Origin of the sequence: Phenylobacterium sp. (assembly GCF_041916435.1) — a bacterium.
Taxonomy (GTDB): domain Bacteria; phylum Pseudomonadota; class Alphaproteobacteria; order Caulobacterales; family Caulobacteraceae; genus Phenylobacterium.
Map to the genome: position 1 here is coordinate 334,328 of NZ_JAYRZM010000006.1, position 20,288 is coordinate 354,615.

Sequence of the window (20,288 nt, forward strand, 5' to 3'; positions counted from 1 at the left end):
CATGTTCGCGAAGTTCTTCGTCGGGCGGCCCATCTTCGCCTGGGTCATCGGCATCGTCATCATGCTGGCCGGGATCGCCGCGATCACGACCCTGCCCATCGCCCAGTATCCGAACGTCGCCCCGCCGACGATCAACGTCTCGGCCAACTATTCCGGGGCGTCGGCGCAGACCCTGGAGAACAGCGTCACCCAGGTCATCGAGCAGCAGCTCACCGGCCTGGACGGCCTGCTCTATTTCAACTCCAGCTCCAGCTCCGACGGCCGCGCCCAGATCACCGCGACCTTCAAGGCCGGCACCAACGCCGACACCGCCCAGGTGCAGGTGCAGAACAAGGTGCAGCAGGCGCTGAGCCGCCTGCCCACCGAGGTGCAGCAGCAGGGCCTGACCGTCACCAAGTCGCAGAGCGACATGCTGATGGTCATCTCGCTCTACGACGAGTCCGACCAGCGCGCCTCGTCGGACATGGGCGACTATCTGGTCAGCAACTTCCAGGACCCGATCAGCCGCGTGGACGGGGTCGGCTCCTACCGGGTGTTCGGCTCGCAGTACGCCATGCGCATCTGGCTCAATCCGGAGAAGCTGGCCGCCGTCGGCCTGATGCCCTCCGACGTGAGCACCGCGATCAAGGCCCAGAACGCCCAGGTCTCGGCCGGCTCGATCGGCGCCCTGCCCGCGCCGGCAGGCCAGCAGCTCGTGGCCACGGTCACCGCCCAGTCCAAGCTGCAGACCCCCGACGAATTCCGCAACATCGTCCTGAAGACCAAGACCGACGGCTCGCAGGTTCGCCTGGCCGACGTGGCGCAGGTGGAGCTCGGCGACGAGGACTACGCCAGCAAGACCAAGGTGAACGGCCACCCCTCGGCCGGCATGGCCATCTTCGCCGCCCCCGGCGCCAACGCCCTGTCGACCTCCGAACGGGTGAAGGCGGTGGTCGCCCAGCTCTCGCCGAACCTGCCCGCCGGCTACAAGATCGCCTATCCGGTCGACAGCACCGACTTCATCAAGATCTCGATCCAGGAGGTCATCAAGACGCTGGTCGAGGCGACCATCCTGGTCGTGCTCGTGATGTTCGTCTTCCTGCAGAACTGGCGCGCGACGCTGATCCCGGCGGTGGCGGTGCCGGTCGTGCTGCTGGGCACCTTCGGCGTGCTCGCCGTGTTCGGCTACTCGATCAACACCCTCACCCTGTTCGGCATGGTGCTGGCCATCGGCCTCCTGGTCGACGACGCCATCGTCGTGGTGGAGAACGTCGAGCGGGTGATGAGCGAGGAGGGCCTGCCGCCGCGCGAGGCGACCATCAAGTCGATGGGCGAGATCACCGGCGCGCTGATCGGCATCTCGGTGGTGCTGTCGGCGGTGTTCCTGCCGATGGCCCTGTTCGGCGGCTCCACGGGGGTCATCTACCGGCAGTTCTCGATCACCATCGTCTCGGCCATGGCCCTGTCGGTGCTGGTGGCGCTGACGCTGACGCCGGCGCTGTGCGCCAGCCTGCTGAGGCCGACCAAAGAGAAGGCCGAAGGCAAGGGCTTCTTCGGCTGGTTCAACCGCACCTTCGCGGCGGGCGTGGCGGCCTATGTGGCCAGCCTGACCAAAAACGTCGGCCGGCCGGTCCGCTTCGTGGTGATCTACGGGGGCCTGGCCGCGGTGCTGGCGCTGCTCTTCCTGCGCCTGCCCGGCGGTTTCCTGCCCAACGAGGACCAGGGCCGGGTGATGGTGCAGGTGGCCCTGCCGCCGGGCGCGGCCCAGTCGCGGGTGGACACCGTCAACCGCGATCTGGAGCACTACTTCCTGACCAAGCAGGCCGACAACCTGAGCTCCATCTTCACCCTGGCCGGCTTCAGCTTCGCCGGCAGCGGCCAGAACGCCGGCATGGCGTTCGTCCACCTGAAGAACTGGAAGGACCGTCCGGGCGCGCAGAACACCGCCGAGGCCGTCGCGCGCCAGACCATGATGGCCATGTCCAGCGAGCGCGACGCCAAGGTCTTCGCGCTGACCCCCGCGCCGGTGAACGGCCTGGGCAACTCCAACGGCTTCACCTACGAACTCCTGGCCGGGCCGGGCATGAGCCGCGACGAGCTCCTGGCGGCGCGCAACCAGCTCATGGCCCTGGCCGCCAAGGACCCGCGCCTGGCCTCGGTGCGCCCCAACTCCCTGGAGGACGCCCCGCAGCTCAAGGTGAAGGTCGACGAGGCCAAGGCGACGGCGCTGGGCCTGGCGCCCGCGGACATCAACTCCACCCTGAGCGCCGCCTGGGGCGGCACCTACGTCAACGACTTCATCGACCGCGGCCGGGTCAAGCGCGTCTACATCCAGGGCCAGGCCGATTCCCGCTCCAAGCCCGACGACCTTTCCCGCTGGTTCGTGCGCGGCAGCTCCGGGGCGATGGCGCCCTTCTCGTCCTTCGCCACCTCCAACTGGACGATGGGGCCGGACAACCTGACCCGCTACAACGGCCGCACCTCCTTCGAGCTGCAGGGCCAGGCCGCGCCGGGCTCCAGCTCGGGCCAGGCGATGCAGGCGATGGAGGAGCTGACCAAGAAGCTGCCCGGCGGCGTGAGCTTCGAATGGAGCGGCCTGTCGTACCAGGAGAAGCTGTCGGGCGGCCAGGCGCCGATGCTCTACGGTGTCTCGCTCCTGGTGATCTTCCTGTGCCTGGCCGCGCTCTATGAAAGCTGGTCGATCCCGTTCTCGGTGATGCTGGTCATCCCGCTGGGCGTGATCGGCGCGGTGCTGGCGGCCACCCTGCGCGGGCTGGAGAACGACATCTTCTTCCAGGTCGGCCTGCTCACCACCATGGGGCTCAGCGCCAAGAACGCGATCCTGATCGTGGAGTTCGCCGAAGCCTCGGAGAAGGCCGGCAAGGACCCGTTCGCCGCGGCGATCGAGGCCTCGCGGCTTCGGCTGCGGCCGATCCTGATGACCTCGCTGGCCTTCGTGGCCGGCGTTGCGCCGCTGGCGGTCTCCACCGGGGCCGGCGCCAACAGCCGCATCGCCATCGGCACCGGGGTGATGGGCGGCATGATCAGCGCCACCGTCCTGGCGATCTTCTACGTGCCCTTCTTCTTCGTGTTGATCCGCGGCCTGTTCCGCAAGCGCAGCGCCGCCACGGCGCAGGAGACGGCCTGATGCGCGTCAAAGTCCTTCTCGCCGTCCTGCCGGCGCTGGCCGCCGGCGCGTGTCTGGCGCCGCGCTACGAACGGCCGGCCCTGCCCACGCCGGCGGCCTTCCCGACCGGCGCGGCCTATCCCGCGCCGACGCCCGACGCCGAGCCGGCGAGCCAGATCGCCTGGCGCGACTTCGTGCAGGACGACCGCCTGCGCCAGGTGATCGGCCAGGCCCTGGCCAACAACCGCGACCTGCGCCAGGCGGCGGCCAACGTGGCGGCGGCCCGCGCCCAGTTCATCGAGCAGCGCGCGGCCCTGTTCCCGACGATCAGCGCCACCGGGACCGGCACGATGAGCGGCGGCGACAACCTGGACCAGACCCGCGCCTACACCGCCCGGGCGGGCCTTTCGGCCTATGAGGTCGACCTGTTCGGCCGCCTCCGGAACCTGACGCGGGCGCAGCAGGAGAGCTACTTCGGCACGGTCGAGGCCGGCCGCGCCGCGCAGGTCAGCCTGATCGGCGAGACGGCCAGCGCCTGGATGACCTTCGCCGCGGACCAGAGCCTGCTCAAGCTCGCCACGGAGACCCGCGACAACGCCCAGCGGGCCATGACCCTGACCGAACGCCGCAAGGACGCCGGCGTGGCCTCGCGCCTGGATGTGCGGTCGATCGAGACGGTCTACCAGCAGGCCGCCGCGGACGTGGCCAGCTACACCACCGCCGTGGCCCAGGACCGTAACGCCCTGGAGCTCCTGGTCGGCGCGCCTGTGGACGAGGCGCTGCTGCCGCAGGGGCTGGACGAGGCGAACGTGCTGGCCGACGTGCCGGTGGGCGTCTCCTCCGCCGTGCTCCTGGACCGGCCCGACGTGCTGGAGGCCGAGCACGCCCTGAAGGCCGCCAACGCCGACATCGGCGCGGCGCGCGCGGCGCTGTTCCCCAGCCTGACGCTCACCGCCCAGGGCGGAACCTCGAGCGCGGCGCTGGATTCGCTGTTCAAGCCCGGAACCGCCGAGTGGACCTTCGTGCCGACCGTGGCGCTGACCCTGTTCGACGCCGGGGCCAAGGGCGCGGCGGTGGACTACGCCAAGGCCAAGCGCGACGCCGCCGTGGCCGCCTACGAGAAGACGATCCAGACCGCCTTCCGCGAGACCGCCGACGCCCTGGCCCGCCGCGGCACCATCGCCGACCAGCTAAAGGCCGAGACCGGGCTGGAGGCCGCCGCCGCCGACAGCTACACCCTGGCCAACGCCCGCTACCAGGCCGGAGTCGACGGCTATCTGGCGAACCTGGAATCCCAGCGCAGCCTCTATTCGGCGCAGAAAACCCTGATCTCCACGCGGCTGACCGCCTACGACAACCTGATCACGCTCTACAAGGTGCTGGGCGGCGGGGTGAAATAGCCGCCGCTCCTAGCGGCAGCGCAGGTCGCCCTTGTCGATGGCCTGGCCCAAGAGGGCGCCGCCGGCCGCGCCGAGGATGGTGCCCACCGTGCGGTCGCGCCCGCCGTCGAGCTGGTTGCCGACCACCGCGCCCACCGCCGCGCCGATGACGAGGCCGGTGGTGCCGTTGTCTCGCCGGCAGTAGTAGCGCCCGTCCTCGCCGCGCCAGACGTGATCCTCGCGGCTGATCACATGCGGTTCGTAGTAGCGGCCATGGTCGTCGTACATCGCCGCCTCCTTGGCGCGCCGGCCGTGGGCGGGCGCCCAGGGCGGCGGATCGGCGAGCGCCGGAACGGCCGGTACGGCCAGGACGGCGGCCAGGGCGAGGACGAGGCGTTTGCGCATTCCAGATCCCTTCGAAGCAGGATCGCGCAGGCTGCCGGCCGGTTGTGGCGCCGCGATGGCCGGCGTGTGTCCGCCCCGGGCCCCGGCCACTCCACCTTACCGCGAATTAATCCGCCGGACCCGCGCCTTACGGCGATGTAACTAGGCTTTCGAGGTTTCAGAAGTGACACATCCCTCCGACTGGAGGGACTGGAATGTCGTTGGCCCTGGCCACGCTCATCTACGAATGGCGCCGCTATCTGGCCGCCGTGATCGCGCTCGCGTTTTCGGGGCTGCTGATCCTGGCGCAGGTCGGCATGTTCACCGGCATCGTCAAGGGCGCCACCGCCACGGTGGACCGCAGCCGAGCCGACATCCTGATCCTGCCGGCCAAGCTGGAGAGCCTGATCAACTCCGGCGCCACGGGCCTGCCCGCGCGCATCCAGCCGCAGATCTACATGAACCCCGAGGTCGCCGAGGTCGCCAGCTGGGACGGCAACGGCGGACGCTGGACCAACGTGCCCAAGAAGGGCGAGAAGCAGGTCAGCGAATACATCTCGGTGATGATGGTCGATCCGCGCAAGGGCGCGGTGACCCTGCCCGTCGACTATCCCGAGACCGTGCGCGTGGCCCTGCTGGAGCCCTACGCCGTGGTGCTCGACCGCACCGCGCTCAAGCGGCTGGGCGTGAAGGTGGGCGATCCGGCCACCCTGCGCGGCCACACCGTCTGGGTGCGCGGCGTCGTCGACGGCTATCCGGACATCAACCAGGCGACCGTCGTGGTCTCGCGCGACACCTTCCGCATGCTCGGCATGATGGAGAAGCCGGACAAGACCGGGCCCCTGATGGTGCGCCTGAAGGATCCGTCCAAGGCGATCGAGGTGCGCGACCAGCTCAACGCCGTCTCCGGCGGCCTCTATCGCGCCTGGACGCGGGCTGAGCTCTCCAAGGCCAACGAGGGCGCGCTGATGAAGGAACAGATCATCGGCGTCTTCCTGGGCTTCTCGGTGTTCCTCGGCTTCCTGATCGGGGTGGGCATCACCTCGCAGACCCTGCGCGGGGCGATCCTGGCCAACATCAAGGAGTTCGCCAGCCTGCGGGCGCTGGGCGTGTCCATGGGCAGCCTGCGCCTGATCGTGCTGGAGCTGTCGTTCTGGGTGGGCCTGGTGGGCCTGGCCGCCACCGGCGTCCTGACCTACGGCGTCTACCTGCTGGCCACCCACGGCGGCATGCCGATGGGCTTTCCGCTGAACTGGGTGATCCTGGTCGCCGTGCTGCTGATGGCGATCTCCCTGGCCTCGGGGCTGATGGCCCTGGGCGTGTTGAAGAAGAGCCAGCCGGCGGACCTGTTGCGATGAGCCCTTCCCTGCCCCAAGAGCCCGCCCGCGCCATCGAGGCCAAGGGCCTGATCAAGCGCTTCAAGACCGGCCGCACCCATATCGAGGTGCTCAAGAAGGTCGACTTCGACGCCCTGCACGGCGACGTGACCATGGTCATGGGCCCCTCCGGCTCGGGCAAGTCGACCCTGGTGGCGACGCTCTCGGGCCTCCTGAAGCCCGACGAGGGGGCGGTGACCGCGCTGGGCGAGAGCCTGTGGCGCCACCGGCCCGGCCGCATCGACCGGTTCCGCCTGGAGCACTGCGGCTTCATCTTCCAGGGCTTCAACCTGTTCGGCGCGCTCAGCGCCCTGCAGCAGGTGACCACCGTCCTGAAGTACAAGGGCTATTCGCCCGAGGAAGCCCGCCTGAAGGCCGAGATCGCGCTGGAGGAGGTGGGCCTTCGCCCGCGCATGCACCAGCGGCCGGCCGAGCTTTCCGGCGGCGAGAAGCAGCGCGTGGCCATCGCCCGGGCCCTCGCCAAGGAGCCGCGCCTGCTGTTCGCCGACGAGCCCACCTCCGCCCTCGACGGCGAGAACGGCCAGGTGGTGATCAAGCTCCTGCAGCGGGCCGCCAAGAGCCACGGGGCCGCGGTGATCTGCGTGACCCACGACCCGCGGCTGGAAGCCTACGCCGACCGCATCATCCACATCGAGGACGGCCGCATCCTGGACGACCGGCGCACGACGCCCGTCGCCTCCGCGCCCGTCCGCCCGACCGTCCCCCATTCCGCTTCCCTGGGAGCCTGAAGACCATGTTCGCCGCATTCCGCAGCCGCCGCACCCTCTGGATCGCCGGAGCCGCCGCCATCCTCCTGGCGGGCGGCGGAGCCGTGCTGGCGAGCCAGGCCGGCGCCAAGAAGGCCCAGGCGGCCCAGGCCGCGGCCGCCGCGCCGCAGAGCCCCTATCTCGCCATCGCCAACGGCAAGGCCGACGTGGAAGGCGGCCTGATCGAGGTGGCCGCCCGCACCGCCGGGGTGGTGCGCGAGGTGCTGGTCCAGGAAGGCGACACGGTGAAGAAGGGCCAGGTGCTGGCGCGCCTGGAGGACGACGAGCAGCGCCTGGCCGCAGACAGCGCCGCCGCCGCCGTGCAGCAGACCCGCGCCCAGGTGGGCCTCCTGGAGGTGCAGCTCGCCGCGGCCAAGCGCGAGTACGCCCGGCTGAAGGCCCTGTCGGCCTCCAACTTCGTCGCCGCCCAGAAGCTCGACCAGGCCGGCGACCAGACCCACGAGGCCGAGGCCAACCTGGCCGTCCAGCGCGCCGACATCGCCACCGCCGAGGCCAAGCTGCGCGAAGCCCGCTACAACCTGGAGCTCACGGTGATCCGCGCTCCGGCCGACGGGCGCATCGTGCGCCGCTACGCGAACCCCGGCTCCGGCGCCTCGACCCTGAACGTGTCGACCATGTTCGACCTGGAGCCCGACGCGCAGCGCATCGTGCGCGCCGAGATCTCCGAGGGCGCCCTGCCCTACGTCGCGGTGGGCCAGACCGTGGAGATCGCCCCCGAGCAGGATCCGGACAAGAGCTTCAAGGGCGTGGTGCTGCGCCGGGCCGGCGTGTTCGGCGCGCGCAAGCTGCAGTCCGAAGACCCCACCGAGCGCGCCGACGAACGGGTGGTCGAAGTGGTGGTCAGCGCCGACGACACCCCGTTCCTGGTGGGCCAGCGCGTCCTGGTGAAGTTCCTGCGCTCCCAATCGGCCCAGGCCGCGAGCCCGACGCCAGCGGCTTGACGCGCCTTCGTGTGCGCCGCAAAACCCGGCCCGAACTTGGAACCCCAACAGGGAACGGGAGAAGCAAATGGCGGACATCCGCTTCGACGGCAAAGTGGCCATCGTCACCGGCGCGGGCGGGGGCCTCGGCCGCCAGCACGCCCTGGAGCTGGCGCGGCGGGGCGCCAAGGTGGTGGTCAACGACCTGGGCGGGTCGGTGGACGGCTCGGGCGGATCGTCCGCGGCGGCTGACGCGGTGGTGGCCGAGATCAAGGCGGCCGGCGGCGAGGCCATCTCCAACGGCTCCTCGGTGACCGACGACGCGGGCGTGGCCCTGATGGTCAAGCAGGCCATGGACGCCTGGGGCCGCATCGACATCCTGGTCGCCAACGCCGGCATCCTGCGCGACAAGTCCTTCGCCAAGATGGAGATCGCCGACTTCGAGTTGGTGCTGAACGTCCACCTGATGGGCACGGTCAAGCCGGCCAAGGCGGTCTGGGAGATCATGCGCGAGCAGAACTACGGCCGCATCGTGGTCACGACCTCCTCGTCGGGCCTCTACGGCAACTTCGGCCAGTCCAACTACGGCGCGGCCAAGCTCGGCATCATCGGCTTCATGAACACGCTGAAGCTCGAGGGCCAGAAGAACAACATCCACGTCAACGCCATCAGCCCGGTCGCCGCCACGCGGATGACCGAGAACCTGATGCCGCCGGAAATGCTGGAGAAGCTGCGGCCGGAATACGTGACCCCGGGCGTGGTCTACCTCTGCTCGGAAGAGGCCCCCACGGGCGCGATCCTGGCGGCCGGCGCCGGCGTCTTCGCCGTCTCGCGCATCTACGAGACCGAGGGCGTCTACCTGGGCGAGGGCGGCCTGTCGGTGGAAGAGATCCGCGACAACTGGGAAAAGATCGCCGATCCGGAAGGCCAGAAGGCCTACTTCGCCGGCGGCGAACAGGGCGCCAAGTTCTTCCGCAAGCTGGCCGGCGGCTGAGCCGCGGCGAGCATCGCAAGCCTTCGACGGGCGGCCCTCGGGCCGCCCGTTTTGCGTTTGGGCGGCTGACGCCGGAGCCTTGGCCCTTCCTCTTCCGGATCGGCCGCCCGGGCCGCGCGCAGACGGCCTTCCAGCAAGTCTTGGGCGGGAGCGCACGCCGGCGCGGCGGCCGAACCTTGCCAAGGCTTAATCCGCGATTGCGTCGAAACCGCTTGCCTGGACCTCGGTTATCACGCGTAACCTGAGGGAAACGCGCAAGGCCGCCCGCAAGAGGCGTCCGCGAAGTCAGGGAGACGAACGCTTGGCCCAGGACCCTGCGCCGCAAGGGCGCCTTTCGCTTGGGGGCGTGCTCGCCTTCTGCGCCCCCAGCATTCCCGTTTCGGCCCTGGTGCTGGCGATCGCGGTCTACCTGCCCCGGCACTTCGCTAGCCATGTGGGCGTGAGCCTGGCGGCCGTCGGCGGCGCCTTCGCCACGGTGCGGATGATCGACATCGGCGTCGACCTGGCGCTGGGCCTGGCCATGGACCGCACCCGCACGCAGCTGGGCCGCTACCGCCTGTGGTTCATGATCGGCGTTCCGATCCTGACGCTGGCCGTCTACATGCTGTTCATGGCGCCGGTGGGCGTGGGCGTGGGCTACCTGATCACCTGGCTCCTGGTGATGTATCTGGGCACGTCGATCTTCGTGCTGGCGCACGCGGCCTGGGCCTCCACACTGGCGCCCAGCTACGACGAGCGCTCGCGCCTGTTCAGCTTCATCGCCGCCGTGGGCGTCGGCGGTTCGGTGACGGTGCTGCTGCTGCCGATCGTCGCCAAGCAGCTTGGCCAGAGCGACGCGGCCGGGGTGATGGCCATGGGCTGGTTCGTGGTGCTGCTCACCCCGCTCACCGTGGCCCTGGCGGTGTGGCGCACGCCCGAGCGCGTCCGCAAGGAGGACCATTCGGCGCACTTTCGCCTGCGCGACTACTGGGAGCTGGTCTCGCGCCCGACCATGGCGCGGATCATCCTGGCCGACCTGTGCCTGGCGCTGGGCCCCGGCTGGATGAGCGCCTCCTACCTCTTCTACTTCACCGACGCGCGCGGCTTCAAAACCGACCAGGCGAGCCTGCTCCTGGCGGTCTACATCCTGGCCGGCTTCTTCGGCGCGCCGGCGATCGGCCGGCTGGCCACCCGGATCAGCAAGCACCGCGCGGCGATGGTGGCCAGCGCCGGCTACTCGCTGCTGCTGCTCACCCTGCCCCTGGTTCCCCAGGGGAACATGCTGATCATGGCGGTCCCGATGTTCGTGCTGGGCTTCCTGGCCGCGGGCTTCACCGTGCTGGTGCGGGCCATGACCGCCGACATCGGCGACGAGGTGCGCCTGGAACAGGGCAAGGAGCGCTCGGGCCTGCTGTTCGCCATCACCACCCTGACCACCAAGGTCGCGGGCGCCTTCTCCATCTTCCTGACCTTCAACGTCCTGGAGGCGGTGGGCTATGTCGCCAAGGAGGGCGCGGTGAACACGCCCCAGGCCATCCACGGGCTGGAGCTGGCCTATCTGATCGGGCCGATCGCCTTCGTCATGGCCGGCGGCGCCTCGTTCATCGGCTACAGGCTGGACGCCAAGCGCCACGGCGAGATTCGCCGCCAGCTCGAGGCGCGGGACGCGGCCTTCGACGAGGCGCCGATCATCCAGAGCGTCACCGGCGAGCCGGGCATCGCGGCCGTACCCGAGCACAAGGGCGCCTAGGCGAATCATGGCGCCGCGGCAGACCCGGCCTTCGAATTTCCTTGCGCGCCGGCGCGGACGGGCGAAGATTTCCGCATTCATCACGCGCCCGCCAGAGGCGCGCCCAGACATATTTTAGGATTTGGAGACGCCCATGACAGCCCGCGCCGCCAAGGCCGGGACAGCCGCTCCCGGCGGCAAGCTTCCCACGATCACCATTCTAGCTTTCGCCGGCGCGGCCCTGCCGACAACGGGCCTGCTCCTGGCCCTGGGGGTCTATCTGCCCCGGTTCTACGCCGGCCACATCGGCCTCAGCCTGATCGCCGTGGGCCTGGCCTTCACCAGCGTGCGGCTGATCGACATCCTGTTCGACCCGATCATCGGCGCGGTGATGGACCGCACCACCACCGGCTTCGGCCGCTACCGGCCCTGGATGGTGATCGGCGCCCCGGTGCTGATGGGCTCGATCTACATGCTGTTCAATCCGCCGGCCGCCGCCGGCCAGGGCTATCTGATCTTCTGGCTGCTGGTGCTCTATGCGGGCGTTTCGATCCTGGTGCTGGCCCACGCCGCCTGGGGCGCGGCCCTAGCCTCCGACTATCACGAGCGTTCGCGGATCTACGGCTGGATGCACGCGGTGGGCGTGGCCGGCTCGGTGGTGCTGCTCCTGCTGCCCAAGCTGAGCGGCGGGGCCATCGACCCTGGACGCGGGCAGAGCATGGGCGCGGTGGGCTGGGTGCTGATCGCCGCCACGCCGATCTCCATCCTCCTGGCGATCCTGATCGCGCCGGAGAAGATGTCGGTGGACTCCACGCGCGAGCGGTTCGGACTCAAGGACTACTGGGACATGATCGCCAGGCCCTCCATGCGCCGGCTGATCCTGGCCGACCTGGCGCTGGCCCTGGGGCCGGGCACGACCACGGCGATCTACATCTTCTTCTTCCACGACGCGAAGGGCTTCTCGGTGGCGGCCACCAGCCTGCTGCTGATCCCCTACATCGGCGCGGGCATCATCGGCGCGCCGGCCTGGGCCAGGATCGCCCAGAAGTACGGCAAGCACCGCACCCTGATGGGGGCCACCATCTGCTACGCCGTCGCCCAGTCGGCGCTGATGGCGGTGCCCAAGGGCCTGCTGATCCCCACGGCCGTGGGCATGTTCTGCGTGGGCTTCGTGGCCAGCGCCTTCATCCTGCTGGTCCGGGCGATGGTGGCCGACGTGGCCGACGAGGTGCGCCTGGAACAGGGCAAGGAGCGGCTGGGGCTGCTCTACGCCATGGTCACCTCCACCCAGAAGGTCGGCACGGCGATCTCGGTGGGGATCATTTTCCCGATCCTGGCGGCCGTCGGCTACAACGCCTCGGACTCGGCGGTGAACACCGAGCAGGCCATCTTCGGCCTGGAGATGTGCTACCTGTTCGCGCCGATCGTCTTCGTGCTGGTCGGCGGGGCCTGCTTCTTCGGTTACGGCCTGAACGCCGAGCGCCACGCCGAGATCCGCCGCGCGCTCGACATCCGCGACGCCCAGGGCATGGAGAGCTCCATCGTCGAGCAGGTCACCGGCTCGCAGACCCTGCCGGACATCGCCGTGGAGCCGAAGCGGGGCTGACTCCTGCGTCGTCCTCCTCCGGGCGGCCGCAGGCCGAGCCCGGGGGATGACGGCGGCTCAGGGTCAGGCCAGCTTGCGCGCCAGCTCCACGAACACCTTGGCCGCGGGGCTGTCGGGCGCGGCGGCGGCCACCGGCCGGCCGTCGTCGCAGGCCTGGCGCAGGGCCACGTCCAGCGGCAGCTCGGCGAGCAGCGGAACCTGAAGCCGCTCGGCCTCGGCCGCCGCGCCGCCCTGGCCGAAGATCGGGATCGGCGCGCCGGTGGCCGGATCGGGGAAATAGGCCATGTTCTCGATCACCCCCAGGATCGGGGTGGCGGTCTTGCGGAACATGGCCGCGGCCCGGCGCGCGTCGATCAGGGCGATCTCCTGGGGCGTGGAGACGATCACCACCCCGTCCAGCTTCATCTTCTGGATCAGGGTGAGCTGGATGTCGCCGGTGCCCGGCGGCAGGTCCACCACCAGGACGTCCAGCGGCTCGGCTTCCGAGCCCCAGGCCACGTCGTGCATCATCTGACGCACGGCCGAGCTCGCCATCGGCCCACGCCAGATCATCGGCGCGCCCTCGTCCACCAGGAAGCCGATGGACATCACCTTCACCCCCCAGGCCTCCAGGGGGATCAGCTTCTTCTCCGGTCCGAACGCCGGCTCGCCGTCGGCGCCCAGCATCCGGGGGGCGGAGGGGCCGTAGACGTCGGCGTCGAGCAGGCCCGCGCGCAGGCCCGCCCGGGCGAAGGCCACGGCCAGGTTGGCCGAGACGGTGGACTTGCCCACCCCGCCCTTGCCGCTGGCCACCGCGATCACGCGCCTGACGTGAGCCGGGCGCTCGGCGTCGGCGGCTGGCGAGGGCGCGGCGTGGGGATCCTCGTTCACCCGCGCGCCGCGGCGCACGCGCGTGACCCCCGGCGCCGGCGGCGGCGCGGACGCCTCCACGGTCAGCACGACCTGGGCCTTGGCGACGCCCGGCACGGCGGCGAGGGCGCGTTCGGCCGCCTCGCGCACCGGCGCATAGAGCGCCGCGTCGCCCCTCGGCACCTCCAGCATGAAGCCGGCCCGTCCCGGCCCCACCGCCAGGCCGCGCACCAGGCCCGCCGACGACAGGCCCTGGCCGCTCTTGGGGTCGCGGATCTGGTCCAGGGCGGCGAGGATAGCGGCCCGATCGGGGGCTTCGGTGTCGGTCATAATGGCTTTGTTGTCTTGCTTTGCCTTCGCGCGGGCCTCATATCCGGCTGACAGCGCCGGTTTACAAGTCCGACCTCGGACAGAGCGGCGCAGCCGCGCCGAAGCGAAACGGAAAGACGACGCGACCAACGGATGCCTTGGAACGATAACGCCAACCCCGGCCCTTGGGGCTCGCCGCCGCCCAACGACGGTGATCAGGGGCCGGGCGGTCCTCGCCGCACCCCGCCCGGCGGACCTCGAGGCCCCCGCCGGCCGGACGGTCCGGACCTGTCGGCCCTGTTCGATCAGTTGAACCGGCGCCTGCGCGACCTGTTCGGCGGGCCCGGCGGCGGCGGCGTGCGTCCTGGCGCGATCGCCGTGATCGGCGGAGCGGCCTTCGCCCTGTGGGCGCTGAGCGGCTTCTACGTGGTCCAGCCCAACGAGCAGGCGGTGGTCACCACCTTCGGCGCCTATTCGCGCTCGGAATCGCCGGGCCTGCGCTACCACCTGCCCGCCCCCATCGAGCGGGTGGAGAAGGTGGCCGTGACCAGCCTGAACCAGATCGAGGTGGGCGGCAGCCCCGGCGCCGACATGCCCGAGGAGAGCCTGATGCTCACTGGCGACGAGAACATCGTCGACCTGGACTTCAGCGTGACCTGGCGGGTGGAGGATCCGGCCAAGTTCCTGTTCACCGTGCGCGACCCGGCCAGCTCGGTGAAGGCCGTGGCCGAGAGCGCCATGCGCGAGGTGGTGGGCAAGACGCCGCTGGAGGCGGTGCTGACCCGCGGCCGCGGCCAGGTGCAGACCGAGGCCGCCGAACTGATGCAGCACACCCTGGATAGCTGGGGCGCCGGCGTCAGCGTGGTGGAGGTGCAGATCCGTACCGCCAACCCGCCGCAGGAGGTGGTCGGCGCGTTCCGCGAGGTCGCCAACGCCGGCCAGGACGCCGAGAGCGCCGTCAACGAAGCCAACACCTATCGCAACCGGGTGATCAACGAGGCCAAGGGCGACGCGGCCAAGATCGTGCAGTCCGCCCAGGGCTACCGCGAGCAGTCGGTGCGCGAGGCCGTGGGCGACGCGGCCCGCTTCAATTCGATCTACGGCGAGTACCGCAGCGCGCCCGCCGTCACCCGCGAGCGTCTCTACATCGAGACGATGCAGCGGGTGCTGCAGAAGGCCAACAAGGTGATCATCGACGCCAAGGGCGCCACCGCCCCGATCATCCTGCCGCCGGACGCGTTCCAGGCGCGCGCCGGGGCCGCCAAGGCCGCCGCGCCGACCGTCGTCGCGCCCACCTCCGACAGCGGAGCCCAGCCATGAGCCGTCGCCTCGTCCTCCTGGCGGTGGCGGCCTTCGGCGTGCTGGTGCTCGCCGCCAACACCCTGTTCGTCGTCGACCAGCGCGAGCAGGCCATCGTCCTGCGCCTGGGCGAGCCGGTGCGCGTGATCAACGCCACCAAGGACTCCGGTCCCGGCCTGAAGATGAAGGTCCCGTTCATCGAGAACGTGATCAAGCTGGACAAGCGCAATCTGGCGCTCGAGGCCGACCAGGAGGAGATCATCGCCGCCGACCAGGAACGCCTGGTGGTGGACGCCTTCGTGCGCTACCGCATCTCCAGCCCGCTGCAGTACTACCGCACCCTGCGCGACGAGCGGATCGCCAGCGACCGTCTGGAGCGGCTGGTGAACTCGTCCCTGCGCCAGGTGCTGGGCTCGGCCACCTCCAACGACATCGTCTCGGGCAAGCGCGGCGAGCTGATGGCCCAGGCCAAGACCGACGTGGCCCAGCGCGCGGCCGCCTCGCAGCTCGGCATCACCGTCATCGACGTGCGCATCAAGCGCGCGGACCTGCCGGCCGCCAACCAGGCGGCCGTCTATCGCCGCATGAAGACCAGCCGCGAGCAGGAGGCCGCTCAGATCCGCGCCGTCGGCGAGCAGCAGAAGCGCGAGATCATCGCCGCCGCCGACAAGGAGGTGGCCATCACGCTGGCCACCGCCACCGAGGAAGGCGAGAAGACCCGAGGCGAAGGCGACGCCCAGCGCACCCGCATCTTCGCCCAGAGCTTCGGCAAGGATCCGGGCTTCGCCGCCTTCTACCGTTCGATGCAGGCTTACGAGGCCTCGTTCGGCGACGGCGGCACCACCATGGTGCTCAGCCCCGACAGCGACTTCTTCAAATACTTCGAGCGCGGCCCTAGCGCGCGCTAGGGCCTGGGCTCAGACGATCGCCGGCGCGCCCGCGACGGCCTCGGCCAGGGCGGCCAGCGCCCGTTGCAGCACCTCGCGCCGGCTGGGTCCGCCCAGCGAGATCCGCGCGCCGGGCGGCGCGCCGGCCGGGTCCGGGGCGAAGGCCTCGGCGGTGACCAGCGCCAGCCCCCGCCGCTGCGCGGCCAGGCGCAGCCGCTCGCAGGCGCGAGCGTCCTCCAGCGGCAGCCAGACATGCAGGCTCTCGGGCCCGCCCACGGCCCGCGGCAGGAGCCGGCCGGCCAGGGCGCGCCTGGCCCGCGCCTCGGCCTTCACCGCCTCCAGCAACCGCTCGGCCGCGCCCTCGCGGATCCAGCGGCTCGCCACGGCCGCCGTCAGCGGGCACGGCATCAGCGCCATCGCCCGCAGGGCCTCGGCCGCCTCGCCCGTGCGGTCCGGCGGACAGACCAGATAGGCGATGCGCAGGCCGGGACTGAGGCACTTGGCCAGGGTGGCGATGTGGAACGTCCGCTCCGGCCGCAGGGCGGCGATCGCCGGCGGCGGCGCGTCCATCAGGCGGCTATAGGGGTCGTCCTCGATGATCCAGGCGCCGTGGGCGGCCGCCGCGTCGGCCAGGGCCCGGCGGCGCTCCACCCCCATGGTGCGCGTGGTGGGGTTCTGCATGGCCGGCACGACGTAGAGCGCCGACGGCGCCTCGCGCGCGCACAGGGCCTCGAACGCATCGGGCCTGAGCCCGTCCTCGTCCGCCGGGCAGGCCAGCAGGCGCAGCCCCAGCCGCCTGGCGGCGGCCAGTACGCCCGGATAGGTCAGGGGCTCGACCACCACCGCGTCGCCCGGCTTGCAGGTCAGGCTGAGCGCGGCCGCCAGGGCGGCCTGGGCGCCCGGGCTCACCAACAGCCGGTCGGGCGGCGCGCGGCCCAGCACCGGCTCCAGCCAGCGCGCGCCGGCCGCCCGCTGGCCCGCCGTGCCCAGGCCCGGGTGGTAGCTCATCAGCACGGCGGGGTCGGCGTGGCGCAGGATGTCGGCGGTCGTGTCGGCGATCAGCGCCCCCAGCGACACCTCCAGCGGCGGCGGGGGCAGGTTCATGCTGAGGTCGACGAACCCGGCCTCGTCGTCCTCCGCGCGCGCCCGCACGAAGGTGCCGCGCCCCACCGTCCCTTCGACCAGCCCCCGGGCGCGGGCCTCCGAATAGGCGCGGGTGATGGTGGTCAGGTCGACGCCCAGCCGCCCGGCGGCGGCCCGCTGCGCCGGCAGGCGGTCGCCGGGATTGAGCCGGCCCTCGCGCACTGCGGCGGCCAGCGCCTCGACGATACGCTCGTAGATCGGCCCCTGGCCGCCGCGCGCGGCCTCGAGCCAGTCGTCGTCGGCGCCGGACATGCGGCTTGCCCTCCCTGACATGAATCCATACATTATACGTATATTGTATGGCTCTCAAGGCCGATTGTATGGGAAGGTTGTCCGATGACCCAATATCCCAACGCGCCCTCCAGCCTCGTGGCCGGTCTGCGCTGCCGTTGCCCCCGTTGCGGCGAGGGGCGCGTCTTCAGCCGCTTCCTGACGGTCGCCGACCATTGCGAGGCGTGCGGGCTGGATTTCGGCTTCGCCGAGCCGGCGGACGGGCCGGCCTTCTTCGTGATGAGCGGGGTGGGCATCCTGGTCATCGCGCTCTGGGCGATCTGGGCGGTGATCGCGCGCCCGCCGATCTGGGCGCAGTTCGCCGTGGTGACGCCGGCCCTGGTGGGCGGCTGCCTGGCGTGCCTTAGGCCGGTGAAGGCCTGGCTGATCGCCGAGCAGTTCGTGCACAAGGCCGGCGAGGGCCAATGGGAAAGCCTGGGCGTCCATGGCGAGCCGCCCAAGGGCTACCGCTGGTAGACGATGGCCGGCAGGGCGGCGAGCACGCGGGCGAGGCTCTCCTCGGGGCGCGGGGCGTCCGAGATCTCCAGGACCGGGCACGGCAGGGTCTCCAGCCAAGCGCGTTGCCGCTGCAGGCTGCGGCCGCCGAAGCCCGGCCGGTCGTAGCTGCGCGCCCACTCGACGAACTCCAGGTGGGCCTCGTGCATCCGCCCGCCCGGCTCGATCTCGGCGCCGTAGCGCTGGCGCTCGCGCTCCAGGAGCCGGGCGATGCGCACCTGCGGCGGCACGTAGAGGAAGACCGCCAGATCGAAGCTCGGGACGAACACGTCGCCCCAGCCCATCATCGAGCCGGACACCACCCAGTGCTCCCGCCCCTCCATGTCCGCGGCCATCATGGCGACGCGCGCCTCGGGCGGCCGCCGCGTCGTGAACGGCGGATCGGTCTGCTCCCAGAAGTAGGCGTCGGTGTCCAGGTGCGCGCCGCCGAGGCGGGCGGCGAGCGCCGCGCCCAGGGTGGTCGTGCCCGAGGCCGACGCGCCGACGATATGCACCCGCGCCACCGCCCCCTCCCCCGCGGCGCCGGCCGGCCCTAGGCCGCCTCGCCGAACTGCAGGGCCGCCAGGCGCGCGTAGAGCCCGTTCTTGGCGACGAGCTGGGCGTGGGCGCCCTGCTCCACCACCCGGCCCTGGTCCATCACCACGATGCGGTCGGCCTTGAGCACGGTCGCCAGGCGGTGGGCGATGACCAGGGTCGTGCGCCCGCTCATGGCCTCGTCCAGCGCCCGCTGCACGAGCTGCTCGTTCTCCGCGTCCAGGGCGCTGGTGGCCTCGTCGAGCAGCAGGATCGGCGCCTGGCGAACCAGGGCGCGGGCGATGGCCAGCCGCTGGCGTTGGCCGCCGGACAGGCTGCGGGCGCGCTCGCCCACGGGGGTGTCGAAGCCCTGCGGCAGCGCCTCGACGAAGCCCTCGGCCTGGGCGGCGCGCGCGGCGGCGCGCACGGCCTCCAGGTCGGCGTCCGCGCGGCCGAAGCGGATGTTGTCGACGGCCGAACCGGAGAACAGCGGCGCGTCCTGGGCCACCAGCGCCATGCGCGCGCGCACCTCGGCCGGATCGGCCTCGCGCAGGTCCACCCCGTCCACCAGCACCGCGCCGGCCTGGGGATCGAAGAAGCGCAGCAGCAGGCGGAAGACCGTGCTCTTGCCCGCGCCGGAGGGGCCGACCAGGGCCACCCGCTCGCCCGGCGAGACCGACAGGGAAAAGCCGTTCAGCGCCGGCAGGTCCGGCCGGGCCGGATAGGCGAAGGTGACGTCGGCGAAGCTGATCGACCCTCGCGCCGGCTGCGGCAGCGCCTTGGGCTGGGCCGGCGCGGCGATGCTTGGCTTGGCGTCCAGAAGCGAGGAGATGCGCTCCATGGCGCCGGCCGCCTTCTGCACGTCGCCCCAGGTCTCGCCGAGGGCGCCCACCGAGCCGGCGGCCATCACCGCCAGGAAGGCGAACTGGAACAGCGCGCCCCAGGACAGCGACCCGCGCAGGCCGGCGTGCACGCCCAGCCAGAAGATCGCGACGATCCCGCCGAACACCAGGCCGATCACCGCCGCGGTCATGGCGGCCCGGGCGGTCATGCGCCGCAGCGAGGTGGCGAAGGCCGTCTCCACCGCCCCGCCGAACACCTCGGCGGCGGCCCGCTCGCGGCCGAAGGCCTGCACGGTCTCCAGCGCGTCCAGGGTCTCGCCGGCGTGGCCGACGGCGGCGGCGAACTGGTCCTGGGTGGAGGCGGTGAGCTTGCGCACCCGCCGCCCGAACAGGAAGAGCGGCGCCAGCACCACCGGAAAGATCAGCAGCACCAGGCCGGTCAGGTGCGGGCTGACCCACACCAGCATGATCAGCGCGCCGATCAGCATCAGAAGGTTGCGCAGGGCCACCGAGATCGAGGTCGACATCAGGCTCTCGACGATCTGGATGTCGGTGGTCAGCCGGGAGAGCACCTCGCCGGTGCGCACGGTCAGGAAGAAGGCCGGGTCCAGGGTCAGGATGTGGGCGTAGACGGCCTTGCGCAGGTCGGCGACCACCCGCTCGCCGAGCTTGGTGACGAAGAAGTAGCGCAGCGCCGAGGAGGCCGCGAGCACCAGGGCCAGGCCGCCCAGCAACAGGAACCAGGGGTCCACCGCCTCGGGCGAACCGCCGCCGGCGCGGATCTTGGTGAGGTTGTCCACCAGCAGCCGCAGCGCGCCCGACAGGCCCAGGGTGGAGGCGGTGGCGGTGACCAGGAAGACGCCGGCGGCGGCCACGTCGGCCTTGTGGTGAGTCATGAACGGCCACAGCCGCCTCAACGCCCCGATGTTCCGACTACGCCCGCGCCGCCCCGCCGCCTCGCTGATGCTCTGGGCCAATTCGGCGCCGGCGCTCGGCCGCCCGTCCACCGGAATCGCGGCCGCTTCTTCACTCATCGATTATGCGTCCTTGCCTTGGACCCGCCTTGTCCTGTATAGGCGCGGGCTTCCTGCGGAACCGCTTTGGCGGGACCGTACGCTTTGGATGCTCCTTTACGTCGGTTGCGCGCGATGAAACAAGACACCCATCCGGACTATCACTTCATCACCGTGGTGATGACGGACGGCACCACCTATCAGACCCGTTCCACCTACGGGGCCGAAGGCGCGACGCTGCACCTGGACATCGACCCGAAGACCCACCCGGCCTGGACCGGCGGCAACCAGACGCTGCTGGACCGCGGCGGCCGCGTGTCGCGCTTCAACGCCAAGTTCGGCGCCTTCACCCGCAAGTAAGGCGCTCGGGGCCCCGCCCCGGAATC

Annotated in this window: 17 protein-coding genes; 12 read left to right on the forward strand and 5 right to left on the reverse strand. The window is 71.1% G+C overall.

Annotation, left to right across the window (positions count from 1 at the left end):
- The first annotated feature begins 1 nt into the window (after position 1).
- A complete protein-coding gene (locus tag ACE3TA_RS18500; protein ID WP_374575801.1) occupies positions 2-3,127 on the forward strand; it encodes an efflux RND transporter permease subunit in 3,126 nt (1,041 codons plus the stop codon).
- On the forward strand, positions 3,127-4,506 hold the full coding sequence (locus tag ACE3TA_RS18505) for an efflux transporter outer membrane subunit (protein ID WP_374575802.1): 1,380 nt from the start codon (positions 3,127-3,129) through the stop codon (positions 4,504-4,506). Before ACE3TA_RS18500 ends, ACE3TA_RS18505 begins: the two co-directional genes overlap by 1 nt.
- Before the next feature lie 9 nt (positions 4,507-4,515).
- On the opposite strand, the gene ACE3TA_RS18510 is transcribed toward ACE3TA_RS18505, so the two are convergent.
- Complete coding sequence (locus ACE3TA_RS18510; protein ID WP_374575803.1) at positions 4,516-4,890, reverse strand: glycine zipper 2TM domain-containing protein; 375 nt, start codon at positions 4,888-4,890, stop codon at positions 4,516-4,518.
- Between the two features lie 194 nt (positions 4,891-5,084).
- Between ACE3TA_RS18510 and ACE3TA_RS18515 the strand changes: the two genes are divergently transcribed.
- The 6 genes from ACE3TA_RS18515 to ACE3TA_RS18540 all read left to right on the forward strand — a co-directional run bounded on the left by ACE3TA_RS18515 (position 5,085) and on the right by ACE3TA_RS18540 (position 12,261).
- Complete coding sequence (locus tag ACE3TA_RS18515; RefSeq protein WP_374575804.1) at positions 5,085-6,227, forward strand: ABC transporter permease; 1,143 nt, start codon at positions 5,085-5,087, stop codon at positions 6,225-6,227.
- Entirely contained in the window at positions 6,224-6,994 is a 771-nt protein-coding gene (locus tag ACE3TA_RS18520) for an ABC transporter ATP-binding protein (RefSeq protein WP_374575805.1), read from the forward strand. The genes ACE3TA_RS18515 and ACE3TA_RS18520 overlap by 4 nt, the downstream gene beginning before the upstream one ends.
- A gap of 5 nt (positions 6,995-6,999) precedes the next feature.
- Positions 7,000-7,974, forward strand: coding sequence for an efflux RND transporter periplasmic adaptor subunit (locus tag ACE3TA_RS18525; protein WP_374575806.1), 975 nt, complete (start codon positions 7,000-7,002; stop codon positions 7,972-7,974).
- Positions 7,975-8,041: 67 nt separating this feature from the next.
- A complete protein-coding gene (locus ACE3TA_RS18530; RefSeq protein ID WP_374575807.1) occupies positions 8,042-8,947 on the forward strand; it encodes an SDR family NAD(P)-dependent oxidoreductase in 906 nt (301 codons plus the stop codon).
- A gap of 301 nt (positions 8,948-9,248) precedes the next feature.
- Positions 9,249-10,676, forward strand: a complete 1,428-nt coding sequence (locus ACE3TA_RS18535) for an MFS transporter (RefSeq protein ID WP_374575808.1) — start codon at positions 9,249-9,251, stop codon at positions 10,674-10,676.
- Between the two features lie 133 nt (positions 10,677-10,809).
- Entirely contained in the window at positions 10,810-12,261 is a 1,452-nt protein-coding gene (locus tag ACE3TA_RS18540) for an MFS transporter (RefSeq protein WP_374575809.1), read from the forward strand.
- Between the two features lie 63 nt (positions 12,262-12,324).
- On the opposite strand, the gene ACE3TA_RS18545 is transcribed toward ACE3TA_RS18540, so the two are convergent.
- On the reverse strand, positions 12,325-13,440 hold the full coding sequence (locus ACE3TA_RS18545) for a P-loop NTPase (RefSeq protein ID WP_374575810.1): 1,116 nt from the start codon (positions 13,438-13,440) through the stop codon (positions 12,325-12,327).
- A 132-nt stretch (positions 13,441-13,572) separates the two neighbouring features.
- Between ACE3TA_RS18545 and hflK the strand changes: the two genes are divergently transcribed.
- Both hflK and hflC read left to right on the forward strand, forming a co-directional pair.
- Complete coding sequence (hflK, locus tag ACE3TA_RS18550) at positions 13,573-14,739, forward strand: FtsH protease activity modulator HflK (RefSeq protein ID WP_374575811.1); 1,167 nt, start codon at positions 13,573-13,575, stop codon at positions 14,737-14,739.
- The gene (gene hflC, locus ACE3TA_RS18555; RefSeq protein ID WP_374575812.1) at positions 14,736-15,626 is read left to right on the forward strand and encodes a protease modulator HflC; all 891 of its coding nucleotides are present in this window, start codon (positions 14,736-14,738) and stop codon (positions 15,624-15,626) included. The genes hflK and hflC overlap by 4 nt, the downstream gene beginning before the upstream one ends.
- A 9-nt stretch (positions 15,627-15,635) precedes the next feature.
- On the opposite strand, the gene ACE3TA_RS18560 is transcribed toward hflC, so the two are convergent.
- Positions 15,636-17,000: a PLP-dependent aminotransferase family protein gene (locus ACE3TA_RS18560; protein ID WP_374575813.1), complete on the reverse strand. Its 1,365-nt coding sequence runs from the start codon at positions 16,998-17,000 to the stop codon at positions 15,636-15,638.
- Between the two features lie 84 nt (positions 17,001-17,084).
- Here ACE3TA_RS18560 and ACE3TA_RS18565 point away from each other — a divergent pair, with 84 nt between their 5' ends.
- The gene (locus ACE3TA_RS18565; protein WP_374575814.1) at positions 17,085-17,495 is read left to right on the forward strand and encodes a DUF983 domain-containing protein; all 411 of its coding nucleotides are present in this window, start codon (positions 17,085-17,087) and stop codon (positions 17,493-17,495) included.
- Here ACE3TA_RS18565 and ACE3TA_RS18570 read toward each other — a convergent pair.
- Both ACE3TA_RS18570 and ACE3TA_RS18575 read right to left on the reverse strand, forming a co-directional pair.
- Entirely contained in the window at positions 17,483-18,037 is a 555-nt protein-coding gene (locus ACE3TA_RS18570) for a hypothetical protein (protein WP_374575815.1), read from the reverse strand. The two genes, ACE3TA_RS18565 and ACE3TA_RS18570, sit on opposite strands and share 13 nt — an antisense overlap.
- Positions 18,038-18,066: 29 nt before the next feature.
- Complete coding sequence (locus ACE3TA_RS18575; RefSeq protein ID WP_374575816.1) at positions 18,067-19,923, reverse strand: ABC transporter transmembrane domain-containing protein; 1,857 nt, start codon at positions 19,921-19,923, stop codon at positions 18,067-18,069.
- Between the two features lie 114 nt (positions 19,924-20,037).
- Here ACE3TA_RS18575 and rpmE point away from each other — a divergent pair, with 114 nt between their 5' ends.
- On the forward strand, positions 20,038-20,262 hold the full coding sequence (rpmE, locus tag ACE3TA_RS18580; RefSeq protein ID WP_374575817.1) for a 50S ribosomal protein L31: 225 nt from the start codon (positions 20,038-20,040) through the stop codon (positions 20,260-20,262).
- Positions 20,263-20,288 lie beyond the last annotated feature (26 nt).